22 protein-coding genes and 1 tRNA gene are annotated in these 25,779 nt (G+C 66.8%); 10 read left to right on the top strand and 13 right to left on the bottom strand.

Annotation, left to right across the window (positions count from 1 at the left end; genetic code table 11):
* Positions 1-3 precede the first annotated feature (3 nt).
* Genes RIT73_RS14675 through mfd form a run of 3 tightly spaced genes read right to left on the bottom strand, consistent with a single transcriptional unit; the run spans position 4 to position 4,990 of the window.
* Positions 4-918, bottom strand: coding sequence for a tyrosine-protein phosphatase (locus RIT73_RS14675; protein WP_309132835.1), 915 nt, complete (start codon positions 916-918; stop codon positions 4-6).
* The gene (locus RIT73_RS14670; RefSeq protein WP_309132834.1) at positions 915-1,403 is read right to left on the bottom strand and encodes a MazG nucleotide pyrophosphohydrolase domain-containing protein; all 489 of its coding nucleotides are present in this window, start codon (positions 1,401-1,403) and stop codon (positions 915-917) included. The genes RIT73_RS14675 and RIT73_RS14670 overlap by 4 nt, the downstream gene beginning before the upstream one ends.
* Positions 1,400-4,990: a transcription-repair coupling factor gene (mfd, locus tag RIT73_RS14665; protein WP_309132833.1), complete on the bottom strand. Its 3,591-nt coding sequence runs from the start codon at positions 4,988-4,990 to the stop codon at positions 1,400-1,402. The genes RIT73_RS14670 and mfd overlap by 4 nt, the downstream gene beginning before the upstream one ends.
* A gap of 229 nt (positions 4,991-5,219) precedes the next feature.
* Between mfd and RIT73_RS14660 the strand changes: the two genes are divergently transcribed.
* Complete coding sequence (locus RIT73_RS14660; RefSeq protein ID WP_309132832.1) at positions 5,220-5,948, top strand: rhomboid family intramembrane serine protease; 729 nt, start codon at positions 5,220-5,222, stop codon at positions 5,946-5,948.
* Here RIT73_RS14660 and pth read toward each other — a convergent pair.
* The 6 genes from pth to RIT73_RS14630 all read right to left on the bottom strand — a co-directional run bounded on the left by pth (position 5,940) and on the right by RIT73_RS14630 (position 11,174).
* Positions 5,940-6,539: an aminoacyl-tRNA hydrolase gene (gene pth / locus RIT73_RS14655; protein WP_309132831.1), complete on the bottom strand. Its 600-nt coding sequence runs from the start codon at positions 6,537-6,539 to the stop codon at positions 5,940-5,942. The genes RIT73_RS14660 and pth overlap by 9 nt on opposite strands.
* A 134-nt stretch (positions 6,540-6,673) precedes the next feature.
* Entirely contained in the window at positions 6,674-7,264 is a 591-nt protein-coding gene (locus RIT73_RS14650) for a 50S ribosomal protein L25/general stress protein Ctc (RefSeq protein WP_309132830.1), read from the bottom strand.
* A gap of 254 nt (positions 7,265-7,518) precedes the next feature.
* Entirely contained in the window at positions 7,519-8,514 is a 996-nt protein-coding gene (locus tag RIT73_RS14645; RefSeq protein WP_309132829.1) for an alpha/beta fold hydrolase, read from the bottom strand.
* 135 nt (positions 8,515-8,649) lie between these two features.
* Positions 8,650-9,621 carry a ribose-phosphate diphosphokinase gene (locus RIT73_RS14640; RefSeq protein ID WP_309132828.1) on the bottom strand — a complete coding sequence of 324 codons (972 nt, stop codon included), beginning with the start codon at positions 9,619-9,621 and terminating at the stop codon, positions 8,650-8,652.
* A complete protein-coding gene (glmU, locus tag RIT73_RS14635) occupies positions 9,614-11,071 on the bottom strand; it encodes a bifunctional UDP-N-acetylglucosamine diphosphorylase/glucosamine-1-phosphate N-acetyltransferase GlmU (RefSeq protein WP_309132827.1) in 1,458 nt (485 codons plus the stop codon). Before glmU ends, RIT73_RS14640 begins: the two co-directional genes overlap by 8 nt.
* A gap of 31 nt (positions 11,072-11,102) precedes the next feature.
* A tRNA-Gln gene (locus RIT73_RS14630) sits at positions 11,103-11,174 on the bottom strand.
* A gap of 63 nt (positions 11,175-11,237) precedes the next feature.
* On the opposite strand from RIT73_RS14630, the gene RIT73_RS14625 reads away from it, so the two are divergent.
* The gene (locus RIT73_RS14625) at positions 11,238-11,645 is read left to right on the top strand and encodes a hypothetical protein (protein ID WP_309132826.1); all 408 of its coding nucleotides are present in this window, start codon (positions 11,238-11,240) and stop codon (positions 11,643-11,645) included.
* A gap of 186 nt (positions 11,646-11,831) precedes the next feature.
* Positions 11,832-14,321: a UvrD-helicase domain-containing protein gene (locus RIT73_RS14620; RefSeq protein ID WP_375295016.1), complete on the top strand. Its 2,490-nt coding sequence runs from the start codon at positions 11,832-11,834 to the stop codon at positions 14,319-14,321.
* Between the two features lie 87 nt (positions 14,322-14,408).
* Here the strand turns inward: RIT73_RS14620 and RIT73_RS14615 are convergent, their stop codons facing one another.
* Positions 14,409-14,591: an antitoxin gene (locus RIT73_RS14615; protein ID WP_309132825.1), complete on the bottom strand. Its 183-nt coding sequence runs from the start codon at positions 14,589-14,591 to the stop codon at positions 14,409-14,411.
* A 278-nt stretch (positions 14,592-14,869) separates the two neighbouring features.
* On the opposite strand from RIT73_RS14615, the gene RIT73_RS14610 reads away from it, so the two are divergent.
* The 4 genes from RIT73_RS14610 (at position 14,870) to RIT73_RS14595 (ending at position 21,349) form a co-directional block, all read left to right on the top strand.
* Positions 14,870-16,768, top strand: a complete 1,899-nt coding sequence (locus RIT73_RS14610; RefSeq protein ID WP_309132824.1) for an NAD-dependent epimerase/dehydratase family protein — start codon at positions 14,870-14,872, stop codon at positions 16,766-16,768.
* Between the two features lie 138 nt (positions 16,769-16,906).
* The gene (locus tag RIT73_RS14605; protein WP_309132823.1) at positions 16,907-18,085 is read left to right on the top strand and encodes a zinc-dependent alcohol dehydrogenase; all 1,179 of its coding nucleotides are present in this window, start codon (positions 16,907-16,909) and stop codon (positions 18,083-18,085) included.
* On the top strand, positions 18,082-19,530 hold the full coding sequence (locus tag RIT73_RS14600; protein WP_309132822.1) for an FAD-dependent oxidoreductase: 1,449 nt from the start codon (positions 18,082-18,084) through the stop codon (positions 19,528-19,530). Before RIT73_RS14605 ends, RIT73_RS14600 begins: the two co-directional genes overlap by 4 nt.
* 25 nt (positions 19,531-19,555) lie before the next feature.
* Complete coding sequence (locus RIT73_RS14595; protein WP_309132821.1) at positions 19,556-21,349, top strand: thiamine pyrophosphate-requiring protein; 1,794 nt, start codon at positions 19,556-19,558, stop codon at positions 21,347-21,349.
* Between the two features lie 48 nt (positions 21,350-21,397).
* Here the strand turns inward: RIT73_RS14595 and RIT73_RS14590 are convergent, their stop codons facing one another.
* From RIT73_RS14590 to purN, 3 genes are read right to left on the bottom strand one after another with little or no spacing between them, the layout of a single operon-like run.
* Complete coding sequence (locus tag RIT73_RS14590; RefSeq protein WP_309132820.1) at positions 21,398-21,715, bottom strand: hypothetical protein; 318 nt, start codon at positions 21,713-21,715, stop codon at positions 21,398-21,400.
* A 25-nt stretch (positions 21,716-21,740) separates the two neighbouring features.
* Entirely contained in the window at positions 21,741-23,300 is a 1,560-nt protein-coding gene (purH, locus tag RIT73_RS14585; protein ID WP_309132819.1) for a bifunctional phosphoribosylaminoimidazolecarboxamide formyltransferase/IMP cyclohydrolase, read from the bottom strand.
* 51 nt (positions 23,301-23,351) lie between these two features.
* Positions 23,352-24,017 (bottom strand): phosphoribosylglycinamide formyltransferase, encoded by a 666-nt coding sequence (purN, locus tag RIT73_RS14580; protein ID WP_309132818.1) that lies wholly within the window; start codon positions 24,015-24,017, stop codon positions 23,352-23,354.
* 99 nt (positions 24,018-24,116) lie between these two features.
* On the opposite strand from purN, the gene RIT73_RS14575 reads away from it, so the two are divergent.
* The 3 genes from RIT73_RS14575 to RIT73_RS14565 all read left to right on the top strand — a co-directional run.
* Complete coding sequence (locus tag RIT73_RS14575) at positions 24,117-24,569, top strand: hypothetical protein (RefSeq protein WP_309132817.1); 453 nt, start codon at positions 24,117-24,119, stop codon at positions 24,567-24,569.
* 153 nt (positions 24,570-24,722) lie between these two features.
* Positions 24,723-25,322, top strand: a complete 600-nt coding sequence (locus tag RIT73_RS14570) for a hypothetical protein (protein WP_309132816.1) — start codon at positions 24,723-24,725, stop codon at positions 25,320-25,322.
* Between the two features lie 2 nt (positions 25,323-25,324).
* A partial coding sequence (locus RIT73_RS14565) for an alpha/beta fold hydrolase (protein WP_309132815.1) occupies positions 25,325-25,779 on the top strand: 455 nt, incomplete at its 3' end.

Below are 25,779 nucleotides of genomic sequence, written 5' to 3'. Positions count from 1 at the left end.
GTCTCAGTCCGTGGGCACGACAAGGGCCTGACGCAGGAGCGTCGGAGTCTGCGGGTCCATCCCGTGGTCGAGCAGGTACCCCTCGATTCCGCGGTTCCCGTAATCGTCGAGGATGCGGTCGAGGGTTGTCGCCAGCAGCTCCGGCGGCGCGGCCGTCGCGGTGGTCGCGAGGTCCCCCGAGATGCCGGCATCGGCGAAGTTCCTCATGATCGCCTCGAGGAACGCACCGGACAGGTGCTGCTGGGTGGCGGAGTACTCGGCGAGGATGTCGTCACGGCCGACACCGAGGAGTTCGTGGATGAAAGCCGCGACCACACCGGTGCGATCCTTGCCGGCCGAGCAGTGGAAGACGACTCCCGCCTCGGCGTGCTCGGCGATCGCGTCGACCGCGAGCGCCAGTCTGGACCCGAAGTGCGAGATCATGAGTTCGTAGATCTTCTCCAGTGACCGTTCGGAGAGATCCATGCCAGTGGCCTCCGCCGCCGCTTTCATCTCCTCTCGGCTCTGGCGCTTCACGGGGAAGAAGAGGTCACCGAAGACGGGCAGTTCGATGTACTCCACGTCGAGGCCATCGAGGGCGTCGGGCAGGTTCGCCCGCTCACCGATGTCACGCAGATCGATGACCGTGCTGATTCCGAGTCGGACGAGGTCGGCGCGCGCCTTGTCGGTGAGCTGAGCGAGGCCGTCCGCCCGGAACACCGTTCCCGTGGTCACGGAGTATCCCCTCGCCGAGGTGACCGCTGCGTCCGCGTCGGACATACCCGAGCTGCCCAGGCGCCAATCGTCCGCCGAGGCGGTGCCCGGATGACTGTCAGCGGCGACGGCGATCGCGGCGACCGTCGCCGGGGCGGCAACCGGTGCTCCCCCGATGTCCCGGAAGTTGAAGGTGCCTTCGATGTCGATTCTGTCCAGGCTCACTGCTGCGCGTCCTTCCGTTGCCTCTCGAGGGATTTGATGCGCGTGTACTCGGCTTCGACGTCGGCCAGCGGCGCCATCCGGCCGTCCTCCGCGTCCTCGCCGAAGGCGAACGGGTGCCTGCGGATGAGCTTCTCCTCGAGCCTGTCGATGATGAGTTGCAGCGTTCCACCGTACCGAACGTCCGTGCCCTCCCCGTCCGAACCGACGGCACGGGAGTCATCCGGGCCGGCGGCGCTGCTTTCGTCGAGCAGCGCCGAGTGGAACAGCACCTGGTAGAAGACGTCGCCGAGCTCTTCGATCAGCGAATCACGGTGGGCCGCGCTCGGCTCCTCCCGGTAGTCTTCGAGGGCTTCGATGAGCTCTTCGGTCTCCTCACGCGCGAACTTCTCCAGGCTGCCGTGGTCCTGAGCGCTCGACCACGGGCAGCGTCTCCGCAGCGCAGCCATGGCCGCAACGACCCCGTCGGTGCCCGGCCGGCCCGTCATCCGCCCACCCCGACGGGTTCGGATTCGACCACGGGGACGATCGCGTCGAGGAACTGGTGGGCCCAGCGGAGGATGTCGGAGTCGGTCATCTCCTTCGCCCCGAAGCCGTCCCCGGTCATCGGCTTCGGCACGAGCACCGAGCGGATCGTGGGTTTGAGCAGCGACTTCGGGTACAGACGTTTGAGCCGCACGACCTGTGAGTCGGCCAGCTCCACCGGTCCGAACCGGATGAAGTTGCCCTGCATGACGATGTCGTTGATGCCCGAGGCCTTGGCCCGGATCCGCAGTCGGGCGACATCGGCGAGCACGCCCACCGGGTCGGGGCAAGGACCGTAGCGGTCGACGAGTTCGTCGAGGACCTCCCGCAGCTCCTCCTCGTTGGCCGCGGCGGCGAGCTTCCGGTAGGCCTCGAGACGGAGACGCTCGTGTTCGACGTATTCGGCGGGCAGGTGCGCGTCGACAGGCAGTTCGATCCGCATCTCCGCTTCGGGTTCGGTGGCCTCACCACGGAAGTTCGCGACCGCCTCGCCGACGAGCCGCACGTAGAGGTCGAAGCCGACCCCTTCGATGTGTCCGGACTGCTGACCACCGAGGAGGTTGCCGGCTCCGCGGATCTCGAGGTCCTTCATCGCCACCTGCATTCCGGCCCCGAGCTCCGTGTGGGCGGCCAGGGTCGTCAGCCGGTCGTGGGCGGTCTCCGTCAGCTGGGTCTCCCGCGGGTAGAGGAAGTAGGCGTAGGCGCGTTCTCGTCCGCGGCCCACTCGTCCGCGCAGCTGATGGAGCTGCGAGAGGCCGAAGCGGTCTGCCTGATCGATGATGAGGGTGTTCGCGTTCGAGATGTCGATTCCGGTCTCGACGATCGTCGTGCACACGAGCACGTCGAACTTCTTCTCCCAGAAGTCCACGATGACCTGCTCGAGGCGCTGCTCATTCATCTTCCCGTGCGCGATCGCGATCCGCGCCTCGGGGACGAGTTCGGCGATGTGGGCGGCGATGGCCTCGATGTCCCTGACCTTGTTGTGGATGTAGAAGACCTGCCCCTCGCGCATGAGCTCACGTCGGATCGCGGCCTTGATCTGCTTGTCGTCGTACCTGCCCACGTAGGTGAGCACCGGGTGACGCTCCTCCGGCGGGGTGGCCAGGGTCGACATCTCCCGGATGCCGGTGACCGCCATCTCCAGGGTGCGCGGGATCGGGGTCGCTGACATCGCGAGGACGTCGACGTTCGTTCGCATCGCCTTGAGCGTTTCCTTGTGCTCGACGCCGAAGCGCTGCTCCTCATCGATGATGACGAGACCGAGGTTCTTGAACCGCACCTCACCGCTGAGCAGCCGGTGGGTGCCGATGACCAGATCGAGCCTGCCGTCTGCAAGATCCTCGACGACCTTGTCCGATTCCTGCTTCGTCTGGAACCGCGACAGGGCGCCGACGGTGACGGGGAACCCCGAGTAGCGTTCGACGAAGGTCTCATAGTGCTGCTGGACGAGCAGCGTCGTGGGCACGAGCACGGCAACCTGCTTGCCATCCTGAATCGCCTTGAATGCGGCGCGCACCGCGATCTCCGTCTTGCCGTAGCCGACGTCGCCGCAGATCAGTCGGTCCATCGGCACCGACTTCTCCATGTCGGCCTTGACCTCGTCGATCGTCGTCAGCTGGTCGTTCGTCTCGACGTAGTGGAACGCGTCCTCGAGTTCACGCTGCCAGGGGGTGTCGGGTCCGAAGGCATGGCCTTCGGTCGCCTGCCTGGCCGAGTAGAGGCGGACGAGCTCTCCGGCGATCTCCTTGACCGCCTTGCGAGCCTTGGACTTGGTGTTCTGCCAGTCGGCTCCGCCCATCTTGTTGAGGCTGGGGTTCTCTCCCCCGACGTACCGGCTGACCTGGTCGAGGGAGTCGCTGGGCACGTAGAGCCGGTCGCCGGGCTGACCGCGTTTGGCGGGCGCGTACTCGATGATGAGATATTCGCGGGTGTGCTTGTTCGCACCCTTGCCGCTGGTGCGCTGGGTCATCTCGACGAACTTGCCGACGCCGTGCTGTTCGTGGACGACGAAGTCACCGGGCTTGAGGTTGAGCGGGTCGACCTGGTTGCGCTTACGGCGGGTCGGCAGCCTGCGCATGTCCCGCGTCGAGGTGGCCGCGGCCCGCCCGAGCACGTCGGCTTCGGTGAGCACGGCGAGTCTGAGATCGTCGAAGACGAAGCCGCCGAACGGCGCTGCCGTCGTCACCGTGACGACCGCCTCGGCGAGGTCGGTGGGATCGTCGATGAAGGTCGCCGGCACTCCCGCCTCGGAGAACACCTCGACCATGCGCGTGCCCGGTCCGTGCCCTTCGGTGAGGACGAGGACGCGCCACTTGTCGTGGATGAGTCCCCTGACGTCGGCGAGGATCGCCTCGACGTCTCCGGCGTACCCGCGCGGGACGCGGGCGGGGATGGTGAATACGTTGTCGCTCGGCGAAGCGAGCTCCGCATCGGTGGAGAATCCGCCGATCTCCCACCAGGCGAGGCCGATGAGCTGAGCGCCTTCCTTCATCTCCTCGACCGTGCGGAAGGTCGCCGCGGAGAGGTCGATGGGTGATTCGCCGCCAGCGGCGGCTCCCGACCAGGCGGCTTCGAGGAACTCGTTGGTCGTCACGACGAGATCGGCGGCCCGGGCGTGGACGCGTTCGGGCTCGGTGAGGATGATCTTCGTGCCCGCGGGCAGGAGGGCGATGATGGGCTCCATGCCATCGGAGAGCACGGCCGAGAGCGATTCCATCCCTTCGACCGCGACTCCACCGGCGATCTTCTCGAGCATGTCGGCCGCGGCCGGCAGGGTCGGAGCCAGCGCGGCGGCGCGCTGTCGGACCGAATCGGTGAGCAGCAGCTCCCGGCAGGGCGGTGCGGTGAGAGTCAGGGGCGCGGCGTCGGGGTCAGCGGGGATGGACCGCTGATCGGCGACGGAGAACTCGCGGATCTCATCGATCTCGTCGCCGAAGAACTCAATGCGCAGCGCATGGTCGGCCGTCGACGGGAAGACGTCGACGATGCCGCCGCGGACGGCATATTCACCTCGGCGGGACACCATGTCGACGCGGGAGTAGGCGAGTTCGGTCAGCCGCTGCGCGAGGTCGTCGATGTCGTATTCATCGCCCTGTGCCACTTCGACCGGTGCGATCTCCCCCAGGCCCTTGACGAGGGGTTGGAGGAAGGCACGAACGGGGGCGATGATGAGCGAGAGCTCCTGGCCCGGTGTCGGGTGGGCGAGCCGGCGCAGGATCGACAACCGTTGGCCCACCGTGTCCGAGCGCGGTGAGAGCTTCTCATGGGGCAGAGTCTCCCAGCTGGGGAAGACTGCGATGGATTCGGCCGGGATCCAGTCCGCCATCGATCGGGCCAGGTCCTCGGCCTCACGGGTCGTGGCGGTGACGATGAGCTGCGGTGCGGGGGTTCCCGACTCGCGGCGTGCTGTCTCCACGGTGCGACGTAGGATCGAAGGCCACAGACCCTTGATCGCGTCGATCGTGCCGCCAGTCGTACTCGGGTCGGAGAACGCTTCGACGAGGTCATTGATGGTCGGGTTCTGGCGTGTGAGATCGAGTCCGTTGAGCACCTGACAAGTCTAGAACACCGCGCTGACACTTCAGTGGATGATCGCTGACACAGACAGATACCTCTCAAGCGCGAGACGGGCACGTCTTGGTCGGGTGGAGGCAGGTACGTCTCGACCGGATGGAGACCGGAGGATCTCGAACGGATAACAGGCCTAACGGATCGGAAACGATTGGGCGCATACCCCCGTTATTCGGTGTTCTCCAATCTTGATCGAGGACAATCAAGGTATGAGATCAGATCAGTCCCCGCACTTCTCCGCCTCCGAAGCACGGTACTTGTTCGGCACTGATTCCACCCCTCACGCATCGTCGCCGGTGGGCGGGGTACCGCCCCAGGGTGGGCGTCGGATTCCAGCTCCGCGAGACCTGCTGAACGGAGACCACCACCTGTCCCGATTCGTTCCCGTCTTCGTGCTCCTCGCCATCATGTGGGTGCTCGAGATCGTCGACGCAATTCTGCCCATCAACATCGATCTCTTCGGACTGGAGTCCTGGAACCCGGTCTCGCTCTACGGTCTCGTCACCTCCCCGCTGCTGCACTCCGGCTTCAACCACCTCACCGCCAACACCTTCCCGTTCGTGATCCTCGGTCTCTTCATCGCCGTCGAGGGCGCACGCAGGTTCTGGGTGGTCACCGCCATCACCGCTCTGGTCTCGGGCCTCGGGTCCTGGCTGACCACCCTCCCGGGCCAGCACATCGTGGGCGCCTCCGGAGTCATCTTCGGCTTCTTCGGCTACCTGGCCGTGCGCACCTGGTTCACCGACGACGTGCTCCGCAAGATCATCTACTTCACGATAGGACTCTTCGTCTTCATCACCTATGGAGCGGCGATGGTGTTCGGAATGCTCCCGCAGGACAACGGCATATCCTGGCAGGGTCACCTGTTCGGATTCGTCGGCGGTGTGATCGCGGCCCGCGTCATCCATCGCCGGAAAGCGCCGTCGCCGTCAGCGTGAGTGATATTTCTGCTGCACGGCGAGCAGTCCCTCGCTGATGTAGAGCTCCACCGCGTCGGCGAGGTCCGAGACGAAGATCGGCAGGATCGTGCGCTCCTCCTTGGAGAACGGCTTGAGCACGTAGTCGGCGGTGTCCTGACGGCCGGCGGGGCGACCCACCCCCGCCCGGATCCGCGCGTAGTCCTTGGTGCCCAGCACCGACGTCATCGATCGCAGTCCGTTGTGTCCGCCCTCTCCTCCGCCGACCTTTGCCCTGATCGAATCGAAGGGCAGGTCCACGTCGTCGTGGATCGCGATGATCCGTTCGACCGGGATCGAGTAGAAGTCCATCACCTGCCGTACCGGCCCGCCCGACTCGTTCATATACCCGGTCGAGGTGGCGAGCACGATTCGGGGACCGGGGACCCCGGGCCGGGACCCGACCGGCAGCCGCCCGGTGCCGACGTTGGCGCGCAGCTTGCTGCGGCCCAGCTTGATGCCGGCTCGCGAGGCGAGTTCGGCGACGACCATCTGCCCGATGTTGTGTCGGGTGGATTCGTATGTGGGCCCCGGATTTCCGAGACCGAAGATCAGCCAGGGTTCGTTCGCCATGTGCTCCCGCTCGCTTCAGCTCAGGTGGTGGGACTTCGCGCATCCTCGGCGACTCAAGTACGGCGGGCCATGTTCGCACATGGCCCGCCGTTGCCTTGAGTCAGTGCAGAGTCTCCTCTGCGGTGATCATCCGATCACTCGGAAGCGGACTCTTCGGTTGCGGTCTCGTCTTCCGGCTCTTCACGGGTCGGCTCGGCGACGTTGACGACGAGGAGCTCGGGGTCGGAGACGAGCGAGACGCCTGCCGGCAGTTCGATCTCCTTGGCCAGAACGTGCTCACCGACGGTGCGGCCTTCGATCGAGGCTTCGATGACCTCGGGCAGCTTCGTGGCATCGGCCTTGACGACGATGTTCGACTCCTCCTGCGAGATCATCGTGCCGGGAGCGGGCTCTCCGACGATGTGGATCGGCACGTCCACCTCGATCATCTCTCCGCGTTCGACGACGATGAGATCGAGGTGCTCGATCTCACGGCGGACGGGTTCGATCTGCACGTCGCGGGCGATGGCCAGGACGTTCTTCGAGCCGTCAGCACTCTCGATCTCGAGCAGGGCATTGGCGTGCTTGAGGGCCAGCATGGTGGCGTGGCCTTCGAGCGAGATGTGGACGGGGTCGCCGCCGTGGCCGTAGACGACTGCGGGGATGCGACCGGCGCGGCGGATCTTGCGCGCGGCGCCCTTACCGAATTCGTTCCGGGCTTCGGCAATGAGTTTGAAGTCAGCCATTTTCTCTCCTTCGTGGGTACTTATCTTCAAGCACCACGGCGAAACAGCCTTAATCCTCACTTAAGGAACTGCACTCGGTGCACATTCGCAGATGTGGGTCAGGACCGCGTCGATAACGGAAACGTGAGTTTCCCTCGCCGAGGCAACCCCACCAGTCTAGTCGACCCTGCAGAACTGACCAATTCGGTCATCGCCGCAGAGCCAGGCGCGGAAAGCCTGCGGGAGCTCGCGTCACTCCGCCTGCGGGGCCCGCCTCACTCCCCCTGCGGGAGTGTGGTGCCGATCGCCGCGGCGCAGGCGTCGATGCCCGCGGACGTCAGCAGGATGTCGTAGTGGTTGGTCCCGGCGACCTCGACGACCGTCATCTCCGGCCAGATCCCGGAATAGGACTCGACGAGTCCGGGCGGGTAGAGGCCGGGCTCGGACGCCAGCAGATCGCGTTCTGCGAACAGGAAGGTCACGTCCTTCTGCCCGTCGGCCATGACCCGTTCGAGGGAATTGCGGTAGTCGGCGCCGGTGTACATGTCGGCCGAATCGGCCTGCATCGTGTCGACGGACGTGGACGGCTGGAACCGATCCTCGCCCTTGGCGGCGAGGTCGTAGACGAAGCTCTCCGCCGCCACCGGGTCGATGCCCTCGGCGAAGGCCGGATGGGCTGCGAAGAATGCGAGATAGTCCTCCACACTGTCGAACTCCATGCTCAGCCGATCGGCCGACGGGCCGAGCACGGCCGCAATGAGATCGTCGGTATCGAGGTCCTCGTCATTGAGATCGTCGATCGGGTGGATGCGAGAGGTGCGGTCAGCGTCATTCCCCGTCTGCGGCACCGGCAGCGGAAGGCCTCCGTCGATGAGCACCGGACCGCCGTGCCGATGATCGGAGCTCTCCATCGCCATCGCGGCCAGAGTCATCGCCACGAAGGCGCCCATGGCGTGACCGACCAGCGTCACCGGTCCGGAATCGACGAATTCCCCGATCACGCGTCGAACGTCCTCGGCGTGGGCCCGCATCCCATACGGGCCGGGAAGAAGTCGGGAGTCGGCGCGCCCGCGCAGGTCGGGCCCGATCACCCGCACCCCGGGGAGCGCGGAGACCAGCCCGCCGAAGAAGAGGTGATTGGAGGTGATGCCGTGGATGACACACACCGTCGGGACCGGCCCGGGTTCGATGACACCCGGTTCCCACACGCCGACGCTCATGTCACCGCCGGAGACAGCGACCTTGTATCGGTTGTAATCGTGGGACGACATCACGGTTCCCTTCCCTCGCGTGCCTCCAGTGTAGAACGAACCCCGAGCCGCAGCTCGGGGTTCGTTCTGCAGAGACCGCCGGTCAGGGCGCGCGATCACGGTCAGGGCCGGCGATCACGAAGGATGCGATCCTGCTCAGACCTCGAAGAGGCTGGTGACCGATCCGTCCTCGAAGACCTCATGCACTGCGCGGGCGATGAGCGGGGCGATCGAGAGCACGGTGAGCTTCTCGAAGGTCTTGTCCTCGGTCAGTGGCAGCGTGTTGGTGACGATGACCTCTTCGGCGACCGAGTTCGTCAATCGTTCGACGGCGGGCCCGGAGAACACGGCGTGCGTGGAGACGATGACGACGCCCTTGGCACCGGCGGCCATGCAGGCGTCAGCTGCCTGGACGATCGTGCCGCCGGTGTCGATCATGTCGTCGACGAGGATGCAGGTCCGGCCCTCGACCTCACCGACGACGCGATTGGCCTTCGACTCGTTGGCGCGGGTGATGTCGCGGGTCTTGTGGATGAAGGCCAGCGGCACACCGCCGAGGGTCGCTGACCAGTTCTCAGCGACCTTGATGCGACCGGCGTCCGGGGACACGACGGCGAGGTCGCCGGGGTACTTGTCCTTGACGTAGCCGGCAAGGATCGGCATCGCGATCAGGTGGTCGACGGGGCCGTCGAAGTAGCCCTGGATCTGCGCGGTGTGCAGGTCGACGGTGATGATGCGGTCGGCCCCGGCCGTCTTGTACAGGTCGGCGACGAGGCGGGCCGAGATGGGCTCGCGTCCGCGGTGCTTCTTGTCCTGCCGGGCGTAGGGGAAGAACGGGGCGATGACGGTGATGCGCTTGGCCGATGCCCGCTTCAGTGCGTCGACCATGATCAGCTGTTCCATCAGCCATTCGTTGATGGGCGCACCATGGGACTGCAGCACGAAGACGTCACAGCCGCGCACCGACTCGGAGAATCGGACGTAGATCTCACCATTGGCGAAGTTGTAGATGTCGGTGGGGAGGAGTTCCGTCCCCAGGTTCTCTGCGACTTGCTCAGCGAGCTCCGGATCTGCGCGCCCACTGACCAGAACGAGCTTCTTCTCGCCCGCCGTCGTAATCTCATTCACTTGCCAGTTCCCCTTCGGATGCGGCCTCGGCCGCCTGCGCTGCAGGCGTGCCGGGGCGATTGCTGACGACCCAGCCCTCCAGGTTGCGCTGCGGAGCCACGTTGATGGCCAGCGCTCCTGCAGGGACATCTTTGCGCACCACAGTGCCGGCACCCGTGTAGGCTCCATCGCCCACCGTGACCGGGGCGACATACATGTTGTCCGAGCCCAGGCGTGCGTGCTTGCCGATGACGGTGCGGTGCTTGGCGACACCGTCATAGTTGACGAAGACCGACGCGGCGCCGATGTTGGTGCCCTCGCCGATCTCGGCGTCGCCGACGTAGGACAGGTGCGGAACCTTCGCGCCCTGACCGATCTCGGCGTTCTTCGTCTCGACGAACGTGCCGATCTTGCCACCCTCGCCGAGGTTGGTCCCCGGACGCAGGTACGCGAACGGACCGACGCTGGCGTCGGGTCCGACGATGGCCAGTTCCGCATGCGTGCGCACGACGCGGGCACCGGCGCCCACCTCGGTGTCCTTGAGGGTCGAGTCCGGTCCGACGACGGCCCCGGCGCCGATGTCGGTGGCCCCGAGGAGCTGAACTCCGGGCAGGACCGTGACGTCCTCGGCGAGGGAGACGTCGACGTCGATCCAGGTCGTGTCGGGGTCGACGACGCTCACCCCGGCACGCATCCACTTCTCGACGATGCGGCGGTTGAGCTCCTTGCCCAGTTTGGCCAGCTGCACCCGGTCGTTGGCGCCCTCGACCTGCCACAGGTCATCGGTGGCGGTGGCGGCGACGGCCAGACCCGCCTGCCGGGAGTAGCCGATGACGTCGGTGAGGTACTTCTCTCCCTGAGCGTTGTCCGTGGTCAGAGAGGTCAGACCCTGTCTGAGTGCGGCGGCGTCGAAGGCGTAGATGCCGGAGTTGATCTCCCGGATCGCTCGCTCCTCGTCGCTGGCGTCCTTCTGCTCCACGATGCGGAGCAGAGAACCGGAGGCGTCACGGACGATGCGGCCGTAGCCGGTGGGGTCGTCCACCTCGGCGGAGAGGACGGTGACGGCATTGTGAGAGCTCTCGTGGATCTCGACGAGACCGCTGATCGTCTCGGCGGTGAGCAGCGGGACGTCGCCGTAGGTGACGACGACGGTGCCGGAGATGTCCTCGGGCAGCTGGCTCAGCGCGCATTCGGTGGCGCGGCCCGTGCCGGGGATCTCGTCCTGATCGGCGATGAGCACGGTCTGCGTCGAGGCCTCGGGCAGGGATTCGAGGTGCGCGACGAGCTGATCGCGTTCGTGGCGGACGACGACGACGAGGTGGTCGGGTTGGGTGCCGGAGGCGGCGGCGATGGCATGGTGGAGCAGAGACCGCCCACCGATCGGATGCATGACCTTCGGCAGAGCCGATTTCATGCGTGTGCCCTGGCCGGCAGCCAGAACGATAACGGCAGTGGGTCGGGTCTGTGTCATACTTAATCCCCCGCAAGTCGGATTGGGCAAGCTCCGCCCATAGGATTCGAACCTATACTGCACGGCTCCAAAGGCCGGCGTGCTGCCATTACACCAGGGCGGAACAGCGTGCACCATGGAAGGGCCCGCGCTCACGAGAGACCATCATGCCATTACGATGAACGGTATGGAAATTCTGCGCGAGATTCTACTGTCCCTCCATCTGATCGGAATGGCGATCATCGTGGGCGGCTATTTCACGGTCATCCGCTCCCCTCGGGTGCTGCCGGGAATGCTCCACGCATCGTATCTGCAGCTGGTCACGGGCCTGCTCCTGGTGGTCATCGCCGAGATGGGCGATGACGACGTCAATCACATGAAGATCGGCATCAAACTCGTCGTCGCGATCCTGGTCACCGTCTTCGCGTTCATCGGCAACCGGAAGCAGAAGGCGTTCGCCGCCGAGGCTCCTGCCGGAGCCGGCGCGGGAGTCGGCGTCGGCAGCGCCGTGGCCACGAAGAACCCCTCGGCGACAATGGCGCACCTGACCTTCGCCTTCGCACTCATCAACGTCCTGGTGGCCGTGTTCGTCTGACCTTCCCTCGTCTCCCCTCCGACATCCTGACGGCGGCCCCGGCCGCCCCCGCCGCGCCCCCCCGCCCCCCGCCCCCCGGGCGCCCGGGGCCCCCCGGGGGGGGGCCCGGGGCCGCCGTCGCATTCCCGTCCGGGAGCAGCGAGGGGTGCGCTCGTGTCAGACCCGGACGGTATCGTTGGTCCGGACATGATGTATGCAGCTGATAACACCTCAGACGCCGGGCCGGGAACGGACTCGGTCCTCGCCGAACTCCTCTCCGGCCTCAATCCCCGACAGCGGGAGGCTGTGACCCACACCGGATCCGCCCTGCTCATCGTCGCGGGTGCCGGTTCGGGCAAAACGACTGTTCTGACCCGGCGCATCGCCTACGCCCTGGCCACTGGTCGGGCGCATCCGGGCGAAGTCCTGGCGATCACCTTCACGAACAAGGCGGCCAAGGAGATGGCCGAGCGGATCGGCGCGCTCATCGGGCCCGCCTCACGCGCGATGTGGATCTCCACGTTCCACTCCTCCTGCGTGCGGATCCTCCGCCGCGAGGCCAAGGTGCTGGGGATGAAGTCGAACTTCACGATCTATGACGCCCAGGACGCCCAGCGCCTGGTGGCTCAGATCCTCAAGGAGCTCGGCCTCGACTCGAAGAAGTACACCCCGCGGGCGATCCTGCACCGGATCTCCAATCTCAAGAACGAGCTGCAGACCCCCGACGACTTCATACCGCGTCCGAACAACCCGGCCGATGAAGTGCTTGCCGACGTGTTCCGGCGCTACACCGCCCGACTGCGGCTGGCGAACGCCTTCGACTTCGACGACCTCATCTCCGAGACCGTCCATCTCTTCGGAGCGTTCCCCGAGATCGCCCAGTCCTACCGGCGTCGCTTCCGCCACATCCTCGTCGACGAGTACCAGGACACCAACCCGGCCCAGTATGCGCTGATCCGGGCCCTGGCCGGCGACGGCTCCGGCGGCCCCGGGGGTGCGGAGCTGACTGTCGTCGGTGACGCCGACCAGTCGATCTACGCCTTCCGTGGGGCGACGGTGCGCAACATCGTGGAGTTCGAGAAGGACTTCCCCACCGCCGAGGTGGTTCTGCTCGAGCAGAACTACCGGTCGACCCAGAACATCCTCGACGCGGCGAACGCCGTCATCGCCAACAATCAGGACCGCAAGGAGAAGAAGCTGTGGACCTCGGCGGGCACCGGTGAGCCGATCGTCGGCTGGGTGGCCGAGAACGAGCAGGCCGAGGCCCGTTTCATCGTCAATCGCATCGACGAGCTCATCGACGACGAGCAGTACTCCTATGGGGATTTCGCCGTGTTCTATCGGACGAACGCCCAGTCCCGCGCGATCGAGGACGCTCTGGTCCGGTCGGGAATCCCCTACAAAGTCGTCGGCGGAACCCGGTTCTACGAACGCAAGGAGATCAAGGACGCCCTGGCCTACCTGAGGGTGCTCGCCAACCCGGATGACGACGTCAACCTCCGCCGCATCCTCAATGTGCCCAAGCGCTCGATCGGGGATCGGACGGAGGGCATCATCGCCGACTTCGCCGACCGCGAGAACATCAGCTTCTACTCCGCCCTCGCACGTCTCGACGAGATCGACCTCCTCAGCCCCCGGGCGAAGACCTCGGTGCGCAAGTTCTACGAGCTCCTGCGCGATCTCGGCGCAACCGCCGAGGCAGCTCCGGTGTCCCGTGTCATCGAGGCGATCCTCGAGCAGAGCGGATACCTGGAGTCATTGCAGAAGAGCACCGACCCGCAGGACGAGTCGAGGGTCGACAACCTCGCCGAGCTCGTCGCCGTCGCCGAGGACTTCGCCACCACGCAGGCGATGGCCGCAGCCGAGGCGGAGGTTCAAGCCGAGGCCGACGGTGAGTCACAGGCCGAAGCGGACGACGCCGTCGCAGCGGCGGATGCCGTGGACGCTCCCGGCACCGGGACCACGGCGATCGATCAATTCCTCGAGCAGGTCGCCCTGGCGTCGGACACCGACCAGATCCCCGACGCCGAACTCGGCCAGGTCACTCTCATGACCCTGCATACGGCCAAGGGACTGGAGTTCCCCGTCGTCTTCCTCACCGGCCTCGAGGACGGCAGCTTCCCCCACTCCCGCGCCTTCGAGTCCCCCTCGGAACTCTCGGAGGAGCGCCGACTGGCCTACGTCGGCCTGACCCGAGCACGGCAGCGACTGCTCCTGTCCCGCGCCGAAACCCGCAGCATGTGGGGACAGCCGCAGTACAATCCGCCGAGCCGGTTCCTCGCAGAGATCCCGGAGCCCCTCATCAAGTGGGAGAACACCGGCAGCTTCTCCGGCGGATTCGGCCCGGGAAGCTCCGGCGGATCCTCGTTCGGCTCCGGTGGCTACGGATCGGGGGTCTTCGGCTCGAGCAGCTCTGCCCGGGGGGCGGCCTCACGGTCTGCGGGAGGTGCGAGCCGGTCACGGAATTCCGGCGCGAACTCGTCGGCCCCCGGCGGCGGATTCCCGAATCGGATCCGACCCAATCGCGAGGTCATCTCCGTCGCAGTGGGCGAGAAGGTCTCACACGAATCCTTCGGTCTGGGCACAGTGACCGAAGTCAATGGAGTCGGTGACAAGACCGTGGCCGTCGTCGACTTCGGGTCGCTGGGCACCAAACGCCTGCTGCTGCGCTACGCTCCCGTGGAGAAGCTCGGCTAGAAGCCGACCCTGAATACAGGAGCGCCGAGGTGAAAGTTCATTCACCTCGGCGCTCATCCATGCCGGACGCGGCGATGGATCAGAAGATCATTCGGTGCCGACGTGTCCGTCAGCAGCTTCGCGACCCTGGTCGATCTGTTCCCCGAACTTGCCGCCGGAGAGACCGTCGGCGAAATCAGAAGCCTTGTCAAGCCCCTGGTCGCTGAACTCTTCACCCTTTTCGCTATTCAAGGCGTCCTTGGCCTGATTGGTGAGGTCTTCGAATCCCATGTTGTCTCCCTTCGACGGAGTCAGGGTTCTTGCGAACCCTCTGACGGTGAACACCCTGCCATCTCTGATCTCCGATTGGGACCCGCTCAAACGCATTCCCAGGGAACGCACAAACTCCTCTGCGCTCCTCCTCTGCGGCTCCTCCGCAACGTCGACACAAGCCGCATTGCCGTGGGAACTGTTCTCCGGAAGTCCATCGACAAGCCGTCCTGACCTGAGTACCGTGAGCAGTAGAGGTGGCAGGCAGCCGGCCTTCCGTCGTCAGCTGAGGAGTTCTCATGCGCGTTGCCGTCGTCGGCGCCACAGGAAACACCGGGACAGCGGTGCTCACCGCCCTGCTCGACCATCCGGAGGTGTCCTCCGTCCTCGGCATTGCTCGTCGCATGCCTGATCTCACCGTCGCTCCCTACTCCGAATGCCAGTGGGCCTCCATCGACATCGCGGCAGCCAGTTCTGCCGAGCAGGCGCTGGCCGAGCTCCGCGACGCCTTCGCCGATGTCGACGCGGTCATCCACCTCGCTTGGCTGATCCAGCCGAACTCGAATCGGGACCTGCTGCGAAGGGTGAATGTCGAAGGGACGAAGAGAGTGGCGCAGGCGGCGGCCGAAGCAGGCGTGTCACACCTGGTCGCCGCATCCTCCTGGGCCGCCTACTCCCCCGACACCGGCGAAGTCAGGCGTGACGAGTCGTGGCCGACCACGGGCATCGAATCCTCGCACTACAGTGTGGACAAAGCTGCCCAGGAACGGGTGCTCGACGAATTCAGCGCCTCCCATCCCGAGGTCCTCGTCACTCGACTGCGCCCCGCCCTCGTGTTCCAGTCCGATGCCGCCCACCAGATCCAGCGGTACTTCCTCGGCAGCTGGATCCCGATGCAGACCCTCGGCGCCGTGAAGCCGCCAGTTCTGCCCGTGCCCAAGGGGCTGCACGGAGTCCAAGCCGTCACGGCTGAGGATCTGGCCGCCGCCTACACCGCCGCGGTCGTCAAGCGGGTCCCCGGGGCGTTCAACATCTGCGCCGATGAAGTCCTCGGTCCGCAGGAGCTCGCTGACATCGTCGACCACGGCCGCTTCGTCCGGCTTCCCCCGCGCCTGGTGCGAGCCTTCGTCTTCGGAGCGCACAAAGCTCGACTGCTGGCCGCCGACGAAGGGTGGCTCGACATGGCGATGTCGGTGCCGCAGATGGACAACTCCGCGGCCAAGCAGGGGCTCGACTGGACGCCTCGCACCTCGGCCGCCGATGCCCTGCGGATCCTCCTCTCGGGAATGATCGAGGGCTCGGGCACGGCCTCGGTCCCACTGCGTCCCCGGGATCCCGACGCCGGTCATCTCGCGGCGGCACATGGTTGGGTCAGGGAAGGTGTGGAGGCCGGTGGAAACACCGACAGCCCCAGCGCCGCCACGGCCGGACACATCTCCGATTCGGTCACCTTCGACCTGCTCAATCTCTACCTGTCCGACCATCTCACCGGAGCGACTGCCGGGGTTCAGCGGATCGAGCGGATGACCGGGGCCTATATCGACACCCCGGTCTACGCGAAGCTCTCGGAAGTCGCCGAGGAGATCCGGCTCGAGCGCTCGTTCCTGCTGAACCTCATCCGGGACCTCGGGATGAAGCAGATGCCCTACCGGCAGGCGGTGTCGTGGGTGGGCGAGCGCCTGGGCCGGCTCAAGAGCAACGGGAAGGTGACCGAGCGCTCACCCCTGACGCTGGTCCTCGAGGCCGAACTCATGCGCAGCGCCGTGATCGGCAAACTCGGCGCCTGGCAGACCCTCCAGGCGAACGCCGAGCTCCTCGGTCTCGAACCACAGGTCTTCCGGGACCTCGCCGACCAGGCGCTGGCCCAAGCGGACGCCCTGGGCGAGGTCCACGCCTATGCGCGAACCCGGGCATTCCGCGACGACCGGGACACGTTCCACCCACAGACCCCTGACCACCGCAGTGATCAGGACAGGGAAGAGCACACTCAGGAGGCAGTGATGACGCAGCAGCCCGACAACACCGGAGCAGCTCCCGGCGGAGACGCGGAGGAGGTCCAGACCGTTCCCGAGGCAGCGCCGAAGAAGGAGGCAGAGCGGCCGGGCACGACAGCGGACCGTCGTGCCCACGATGACGCTCTCGTGGACGAATGGGGAGAGGAGTCGTTCCCGAGCAGCGACCCTCCGGGCCACTACTGATCGCCGGGCGGCATCGCGGACAGCCGCTCCTCACAGCTGCTCCGCGGGAGCCGCCCTACAGTTTGTCAAGCCCCCTTGTGTGATCCCCGGCTCCGCCGGAAGATGAGACCACGACCGTCCCCCAAGCAGGAGGAGAAAATGAGGGCACTGACCTGGCAGGGCAAACGTGAAGTCAGCGTGGAGACGGTGGTCGATCCGGTTCTCCGCGAACCCACCGACATCATCATCGAGGTCACTTCGACGGCGATCTGCGGTTCCGACCTCCATCTCTACGAGGTGCTCGGACCATTCATGGACAAGGGTGACGTCATCGGCCACGAGCCGATGGGCGTCGTCGTCGAGGCAGGAGCCGAATCCGGCTGCGCGGCCGGAGACCGCGTCGTCATCCCCTTCGGAATCGCATGCGGCCATTGTTGGATGTGCCAGCAGGGCCTGACCTCCCAGTGCGAGACCACCCAGGTCCGCGAATACGGCAGCGGTGCCGCACTGTTCGGCTATTCCCGGCTCTACGGCTCCGTGCCCGGTGGTCAGGCCGAGTACCTGCGGGTCCCGCATGCGGACTTCGGAGCGATCAAGGTCGGCACCGAGCTGCCTGACCACCGCTACCTCTTCCTCAGCGATGTCATCCCCACCGCGTGGCAGGCGGTGGAGTACGCGGGCGTTCGGGAGGGAGACACCCTTGCGGTGTTCGGCCTCGGTCCGATCGGACAGATGGCCGCCCGCATCGGCGCTCACCTCGGCGCCGAAGTGTTCGGGATCGATCCTGTGCCCGAGAGGCGGGCCATGGCGGCCCGCCACGGAGCCCACGTCTTCGATTTCGACGACGACACCAATGATCGGATCCGGGAGGCCACCGCCGGTCGCGGACCCGATGCGGTCGTCGACGCCGTCGGCATGGAAGCGCACGGCTCGCCGGTGGCGAAGGCGGCCCACCAGGCGGTCAGTCTGCTGCCCGGTGCGGTGGGGCGGAAGATGATGGAGACCGGCGGCGTCGACCGGCTCTCTGCGCTGCATTCTGCGATCGATCTCGTCCGCCGAGGTGGAATGCTGTCACTGTCCGGTGTCTACGGCGGTCAGGCCAGCCCGATGCCCCTGCTCACGCTCTTCGACAAGCAGATCCAGCTGCGGATGGGCCAGTGCAATGTCCACCGCTGGGCCAGCACGCTGCTGCCGCTCGTCGAAGATCCCGACGATCCGCTGGGCACCGACGACCTCGTCACTCACCGCGTGCCGCTCAGCGCCGGCCCCGAGGCCTATGAGGTGTTCCAGAAGAAGAGCGACGGGTGCATCAAAGTCGTCCTGGATCCGGCATCATGACGGCGCCGGTGTGGAACGACGGTGCCCGCATCGCTCGTCCCTCTGACAGCCTGCCCGCCGCCGATCATGTCAATGCCGTCGTCGTCGGTGCGGGCCTGACAGGTCTGTGCACGGCTCTGCGACTGGCCGAGGCCGGCCGGAAGGTGGTCGTCGCCGAGGCGAGATCGGTGGGAGCATGCGCCAGCGGCGCGTCGACGGGCAAGGTCACCGTACTGCAGGGCAATCGGCTCTCCCTCCTGGCCGAATCCTTCTCCATTGACGTCGCCCAAGACTATCTGCGTGCCCATCAGCACGGGGTGGAAGAGATCCTTCGCCTGTGCTCCGCCCGTCAGGTGCCGTTCGAGCGGGCCAATGCCTTCACTTATGCCGGGACACCGGAGGGAGTGAATAAGGTGAGGAATGAGTTCGAGGTCTGCCGCGAACTCGGTCTGCCCGTGTCGAGCCACGACTCCCTCGACACCGCCTTCCCCGTGCATGCGGCCGTCGAGCTGCCCGATCAGGTCCAGCTCGACCCCGTCGCCCTCCTCGACGGGCTCGTCGCTGCCGTGGTCGCCGCCGGCGGACGGGTCGTCGAGGGATGCCGGGTGACCGGACTCGAGGAGTCGGACGACCGCGTCGCCGTGGAGACGACGGCAGGGCGGCTGAGCGCCGATCATGTGATCCTCGCGACCGCCAGCCCGATTCTCGATCACGTGCTCACGACCACCGAACTCGTCCCTCATCGGTCGTATCTGTGCGCCTTCGACCTCGCCGGTTCCGCGCCCGAGAGCTCCGCGCCCGAGGATGCACTGCCCGAGGGCATGTTCGTTTCGGTCGATTCCCCTTCCCGGACCCTGCGGAAGGCGACCGTCAATGCGCAGCGTGTGCTCCTCGTGGGCGGCAACGGGCACCGGACAGGTGAGGCGATCAGCACTCAGGAGCTGATCGGCGACCTCGAATCCTGGACGGTCGAGCACTTCCCGAACGCCCGGATGACCCATGCCTGGTCGGCCCAGGACCATCACCCGACCGGCATGGTCCCCCTCGTCACGACGTTCGGCTCCGACGAGGGGCGCGTCCACTTCGCCGGCGGATACAGCAAGTGGGGAATCACAGGGGCACCGGCGGCCGCCCGCATCATCAGTGACCGCATCCTCGGGCGACCGGAGACGGTCTCCTTCGGCACCCCGTCGAAGCTGGGCGCGATGAAGAACGCCGTGAAGTCGCAGGCGAAGACCCCGGCGATGATGGTCGGCAACCTTGTCCGCGAGGGACTCAAACCGACAGGCGAGACCACGGTCGGCGGTGAGACGGTCGAGGTCAGTCTCGTCTGTCCCCACGCCGGCGGGATCTGCACGTGGAATGACGCCGAGAGCAGCTGGGACTGCCCACTCCATGGGTCCCGATTCGACGCCGACGGGTCCGTTCTCGAAGGGCCGGCCACCACGGACCTCAAACGGCTGTAACGCTCAACCGATCCGAAGGAGCTTCATGACGGACACAACCAGGCAGACCGCCGATCTCATCGTCGACAGGCTGCGCGACTGGGGCGTCGAGCGCCTCTACGGCTACGCGGGAGACGGCAACAACCCTCTTCTCGGGGCCCTGCGACGGGCGGGGAACTCCCCTCGGTTCGTCCGTGCCCGGCATGAGGAGAGCGCAGCCTTCATAGCCGTCGGAGAGGCCAAGTACACCGGGCATGTCGGTGTCGTCACCTCGACACAGGGCCCGGGCGCCGTCCACCTTCTCAACCCGCTCTACGACGCGAAGCTCGACAGCGCACCCGTCGTCGCCCTCGTCGCCCAACAGCACACGAGCGTCCTCGGCTCCGACTACCAGCAGGAGATCGACCTCCAGACCCTCTTCCATGACGTCGCCTCACCCTTCGTTCAGCTCGTCGCCGCCCCGGAGCAGCTGCCCATGGTGCTCGACCGCGCCTTCCGTTCGGCACTGGCGACGCGGCAGCCGGCCGTGCTCGTCCTGCCCCACGATGTCCAGCAGGCACCCGCCCCCGAGCTCGGCCAGGCCCACGGCGAGGTGGTCACCGCCCCGCGGTGGGCCACCGGTCGGATCCTCCCCCGTGATGAGGACCTCACAGCTGCCGTCGAGGTGATCGAGGCAGGTGAGAAGATCGCGCTGCTCGTCGGGCGCGGAGCCCACGCTGCGAGCGACGAGGTCATCGCATTGGCGGAGCACCTCGGCGCCGGGATCACCACCAGCCTGCTCGGCAAACCGCACATCGACGAAACCCATCCACTCGCCGCGGGAACCATGGGGCACCTGGGCACGACAGCCTCGGCGCATGTGCTCCAGGACTGCGACACACTGCTCATCGTCGGATCCAACGATCCGTGGACGGAGTTCTACCCGGCACCGGGAACCGCGCGGGCGGTGCAGATCGACATCGACCCGGCGATGCTGTCCAACCGCTATCCCGTCGAGGTCGGGCTCGTCGGCGACAGCGGCCCCACCCTCGCCGCGCTCAGGGACAGGCTCCGACCGCGACCCGACTCCGCCTGGAGGGCGGAGGTCGAACGCCACGTGCGCAACTGGCACGAGATCTCGAGGCAACGAGCCGAGATCCCCGCCGATCCCCTCAATCCCGAGCTCGTCGTACGCCGCTTCGGCGAGAGGATCGAGGCGGACTGGCAACTGGCTGTCGACGTCGGCAGCTGCGTCTACCATTACGTGCGGCAGATGCGCCCGCCCGCCTCGGTCCCGGCCCATCTGTCGAGCACGCTGGCCAGCATGGGCTGCGGGATTCCGTTCGGGCTCGCGGCCAAGGAATCTCGGCCGCGGCGTCCCGTCGCCGTCGTCGCCGGGGACGGTGCGATGCAGATGCTCGGCAATGGGGAGCTGCTCACCGTCGCGGACCGTTGGGCGCATTGGCAAGACCCGCGGTTCGTCGTCCTCGTCCTCCACAACCGGGACCTCGCGGAGGTCAGCTGGGAGCAGCGGGAGATGGAATCCCAACCCCGTTTCGCCGCATCCCAGGATGTTCCGGGGTTCGACTTCGCCGGCTATGCGCGGCTGCTCGGCCTCCACGGCGTGAGGGTGGCGGACCCGGAAGACCTCGACGAGGCCCTGTCCGAGGCGTTCGCGGCCCAGAAGCCTGTCGTCATCGAGGCGACCACTGACCGCGATGTTCCACTCCTGCCTCCGTTCCCGCACGGACGGCAGAAGCTCGATGCGATGCGCGCAGGGCTGGAAGCCGAGGGCGACGGCGGCACCCATGCCCTGGAGCTGCTGTCGGCCTACGCTCGGATCGAGGAGGAGCATCAGTGACCGAGCGGCCGCCAGCGCCGCCGACGAGCTTGGTGCCGTCCTGCTGGGTCAGCGAGTTTCGGGGACCACGAGCGACACCGCGACCAGCAGCCCGGAGAAGAGCAGCATCGTCGTGATGTCGACTCCGCGGGACCGGTTGACCCAGTACTCGCTCCAGGGCGCGGGCATGGCGCGCATGAACGCCAGGCCCGCGGGGACGAGGGCGAGCACGAAGGCGCCGAGGCGGAACTCGATGAAGGTGAGTCCCGCTGCCACGATGACCCCGAGCAGGCAGACCAGCAGAACCCAGTCCTTGGGCAGCGGATTCGAGTAGCGCCGCTTCCAGTAGATCCAGCGCTTGGCCAGCCTGCCCCGCCCGCGATGCACATGGCGCGGGGAGGTCGGCGGCTGCTCAGTGGAAGAAATGGCGGCTCCCGGTCAGGTACATGGTGACCCCGGCCTTCTCGGCCGCGGCGATGACCTCGTCGTCCCGGATCGATCCGCCTGGCTGCACGACGGCGGTGATTCCCGCGTCGATGAGGATCTGCAGACCGTCGGCGAAGGGGAAGAAGGCGTCCGAGGCGGCAACCGCCCCCGCCGCGCGTTCGGCACCCGCGCGCTCGACGGCGAGTTTCGCCGAGTCGACGCGGTTGACCTGTCCCATTCCGACTCCGACGGAGGCGCCGTCCTTGGCCACGAGGATGGCGTTGGACTTCACCGCCCGGCAGGCCCTCCAGGCGAACTCGAGGTCGGCGAGCACCTCGGCCGATGCTGCCTCACCTGCCACCAGAGTCCAGTTCTCGGGGGCGTCGCCCTCGGCCTGGAAGGCGTCACGGTCCTGGACCAGGAACCCACCGGTGATGGGGGTGAGCTCCGCCGGGGCGAAGTCGACGTCGCCGAGTTCGAGCAGGCGCAGGTTCTTCTTCGACGACAGGATCTCCAGGGCCTCGGCGGAGAAGGAGGGTGCGGCCAGGCACTCCGTGAAGATCGGCTTGACGGAGGCCGCAAGCTCGGCGTCGACCTCGCGGTTCGTGGCGATGACGCCGCCGTAGGCGGAGAGAGGATCGCACTCGTGGGCGGCCTGGTGCGCGGCGGCGGCAGTGTCCGCGACCGCGATGCCGCATGGATTGGCATGCTTGATGATGGCGACGGCAGGGCGCTCGAAGTCGAAGGCGGCGCGAATCGCGGCGTCCGTATCCGTGTAGTTGTTGTAGGACATCGCCTTGCCGCCGAGCAGCTTCGCCCCGGCGATCCCACGGGTGCCGTCCGAGTACACTGCTGCACCCTGGTGCGGGTTCTCGCCATAGCGCAGATCGGCGACCTTCTCCCCGGTGACTCCGGCGAAGTCGGGGCGGGAGACATCGGATGCGGACTCGGCGGCGAGCTCCTCGGCGAACCAGGACGCCACGGCAGTGTCGTAGTCCGCGGTGTGGGCGAATGCCCGGGCGGCGAACCGACGGCGGGCGGCGAGGTCGAAGCCGTCTGCGCCAGCCGCTTCGACGACGGAGGCGTAGTCGCTCGGATCGGTGATCACCGCGACGCTGGGGTGGTTCTTCGCGGCGGCCCGGACCATGGAGGGTCCGCCGATGTCGATCTGCTCGACGCAGTCGTCGAAGCCCGCACCGCCGGCCACGGTCTCGGAGAACGGGTAGAGGTTGACGACGACGAGGTCGAACGGTGCGATCTCCAGCTGCTCGAGCTGTTGGACATGTGCCGGTTTGCGGGTGTCGGCGAGGATGCCGGCGTGCACCCGCGGGTGCAGGGTCTTGACCCGGCCCTCCAGGCATTCGGGGAACCCGGTCAGCTCCTCGACCTTCGTCACCGGTGCCCCCGCCTCGGCGATCTTCGCCGCGGTAGAGCCGGTCGAGACTATCTGAACACCTGCCGCGTGCAGACCGCGCGCCAGGTCCTCCAGTCCGGTCTTGTCGTAGACGCTGATGAGCGCTCTCTTGATCGCGCGGGTTCCTGTCACGGGTCCTCCTTGAAGGCTCTGTTGTGTTGAAGGCTCTGTTGTGGTCGGGGCTCAGGGCAGGTCGTTCGCCGAGGTGATGTATCCCCTGACGTGGCGACCAGCCACGTCGAGGTCGTGAATGGCGAGGTGGGTCAGCAGTCTGACGAGCTCGTCCCGCTCCCGGGCCTTGATCCGCTCGTGCACGGTCTCCTCGGTGTCGTCGTCGGCGATGGGGACGGCGAACTGGGTGATGATCGGTCCCGTGTCCACACCGGAGTCGACGAGGTGGATCGTGCCTCCGGTGATGCGCACCCCATGGGCGAGCGCATCCCGGACTCCGTGGGCGCCGGGGAAAGACGGCAGCAGTGCCGGGTGGGTGTTGATGATCCGGCCGGGGAAGGCGGCGATGAAATCGGGACCGAGAATGCGCATGAATCCGGCCGAAACCACCCAGTCGGGGTCGAAGGAGGCAACCGTGTCCCGCAGTGACCGGTTCCATTCCTCTCGGTCGGCGCAGTCCTGGGGGCTGACCACGAAGTCCGGGATCGCAGCGGCCCGGGCCCGCTCGAGGACTCCCGCGGTGGGGCCGTCGGATCCGATGGCGGCGATCTCCACGTCTCCCCCGCCTCGGCCAGAATGCTGATCTCGGAGCGAATGTGGGACACCCGCTCCGGCGAAGGCTTCGATCACAGCTTGAGTGAGGGTACCGGAGCCCGAGGCCAGAAGAACGATGCGCACGGGCCCATTCTACAAGGATCACCACCGCCGGTGAGTGCGGTCGGCTCTCGGCTGCCGGGCGGCAGGGCGTTTGCCGGCCGGTTATGAGAAACTGGCTGGGTGACGCCTCCAAACAGCACTGACGACAAGACCGCCCCGACTCCGGAAGAGGAGCTCCAGGCCGCACCTGCCAGGCACGGACTGATCCTGGTTCTGCTGGTCCTCGCCTCGGTCCTGACGTTCACGTACCCGCTGCCGTTCAAGCTCGCCGCGATCGGCTTCGCCATCGCCGCAGTCGTCTGGTCGGTCCGCTACATCCGGGCGGTGATCAAGGCGAAGCAGAGGCGCAACATGTCCCTGGGCATCCTCGGCGGGCTCCTCAGCGTCTACCTCATCTTCTCGGCTCTGTCGTCGGTGGTGCTGTGGCCTGTCCAGTCGACCTATGAGCAGTGCCTGCGCAACGCCATCACCCAGCAGGCCCAGTTGTCGTGCTCGAGCGAGTACCAGTCCGGTCTGAGCAGTTGGTTCAAGGAGATCACAGGACAGGACCTGCAGCTTCCCGGCAACAGCTGAGCCGACGCTCGCCCGCCGACGCTCGCACGCTGACCTTCGCCCGCCGAGGCGTCTCCACCGCGGACAGCGGCATTCGGGACGAACTTCCCAGAATTTCTGCCATGTGCGCCCGACGGGACTCGACCGCAGCAGCTGAGTTCCTACTGTTGAGCCATGAACCCGCTCACAGCAGTCCCCTCGCACCCCTCGACCGACCGCGGAGCTCGCACACTCCTCCGGCGCTGGCCCGCCGCCCTCGGCGTCGCGCTCGGTCTCTCGCAGCTCCTCACCGACGACCCGCGCAGCGTCACCGGCGCCCTGCTCGTCCTGCTGCTCGCGACCACCGGCTACGTCCTCATCGCCGCGCTCGACCGCCCGCGGTGGTCGTGGGCAGTCATCGGCTCTCTCGTCGTCCTCCTCACCGGCACTCGACTCGCGTCCGCTCCCCCGGTCGTCGAACTGGGTGCGGTGGTGCTCCTCATCCTCGCCGCGGTCACCGTCGGCGTCGCCCGGGGCACGTGGAAGAAGGGCGGCCTGCACCGCTGGCAGCCGCTCGCGGCACTGGGCTTCCTCGCCCTGTGCCTGGCCGCCCTGGCCGTCTCCACCGAGACCGGTCGTCTCATCATCGGGGTGGGACTGATCGCCCACACCGTCTGGGACTGCCTCCACTGGCGCAGACACGCAGTGGTGTCGGCCTCGCTGGCCGAATGGTGCGCGGCGCTCGACCTCACGCTCGGCGTCGGCGTCCTCGTGGTCACGATCGGCTCGTGGTGACGATGACGACTGTCGTCCTCATCCACGCCGCAGCCACCGATTCCTGGTACTGGCACCCGCTCACTGCGGAGTTGGAGTCCCGGGGAGCCGAAGTGAGCGCAGTCGACCTTCCCGTCGACGACGATGCGAAGGGTCTCGACGATTATGCCGACGTCGTCGTCGATGCCCTCGGCCACGCAGGGACGACCCGCGCTGGGACACCGGGGCCCCTCATCGTGGTCGGGCACTCTTTCGGCGGCTTCACCGCGCCGATCGTCGCGGACCGTCTGGACGCCGATCTCCTGATCATGCTCCAAGCCCAGATCCCCGTCCCCGGCGAAGCCCCGGGCGACTGGTGGGAGAACACCGGCCATGCGCAGGCCCTCGAGGAGGAAACCGCCGGGGGCATGATCGACCCGATGGAGCTGATGCTCCACCGGACACCTGCCCATCTGGCCCGTGAGGCCCTGAGCCATCA

The sequence above is a fragment of the Brevibacterium sp. genome, assembly GCF_031179145.1.
GTDB lineage: Bacteria > Actinomycetota > Actinomycetes > Actinomycetales > Brevibacteriaceae > Brevibacterium.
This window is presented reverse-complemented; position numbering and strand designations above follow the sequence as displayed.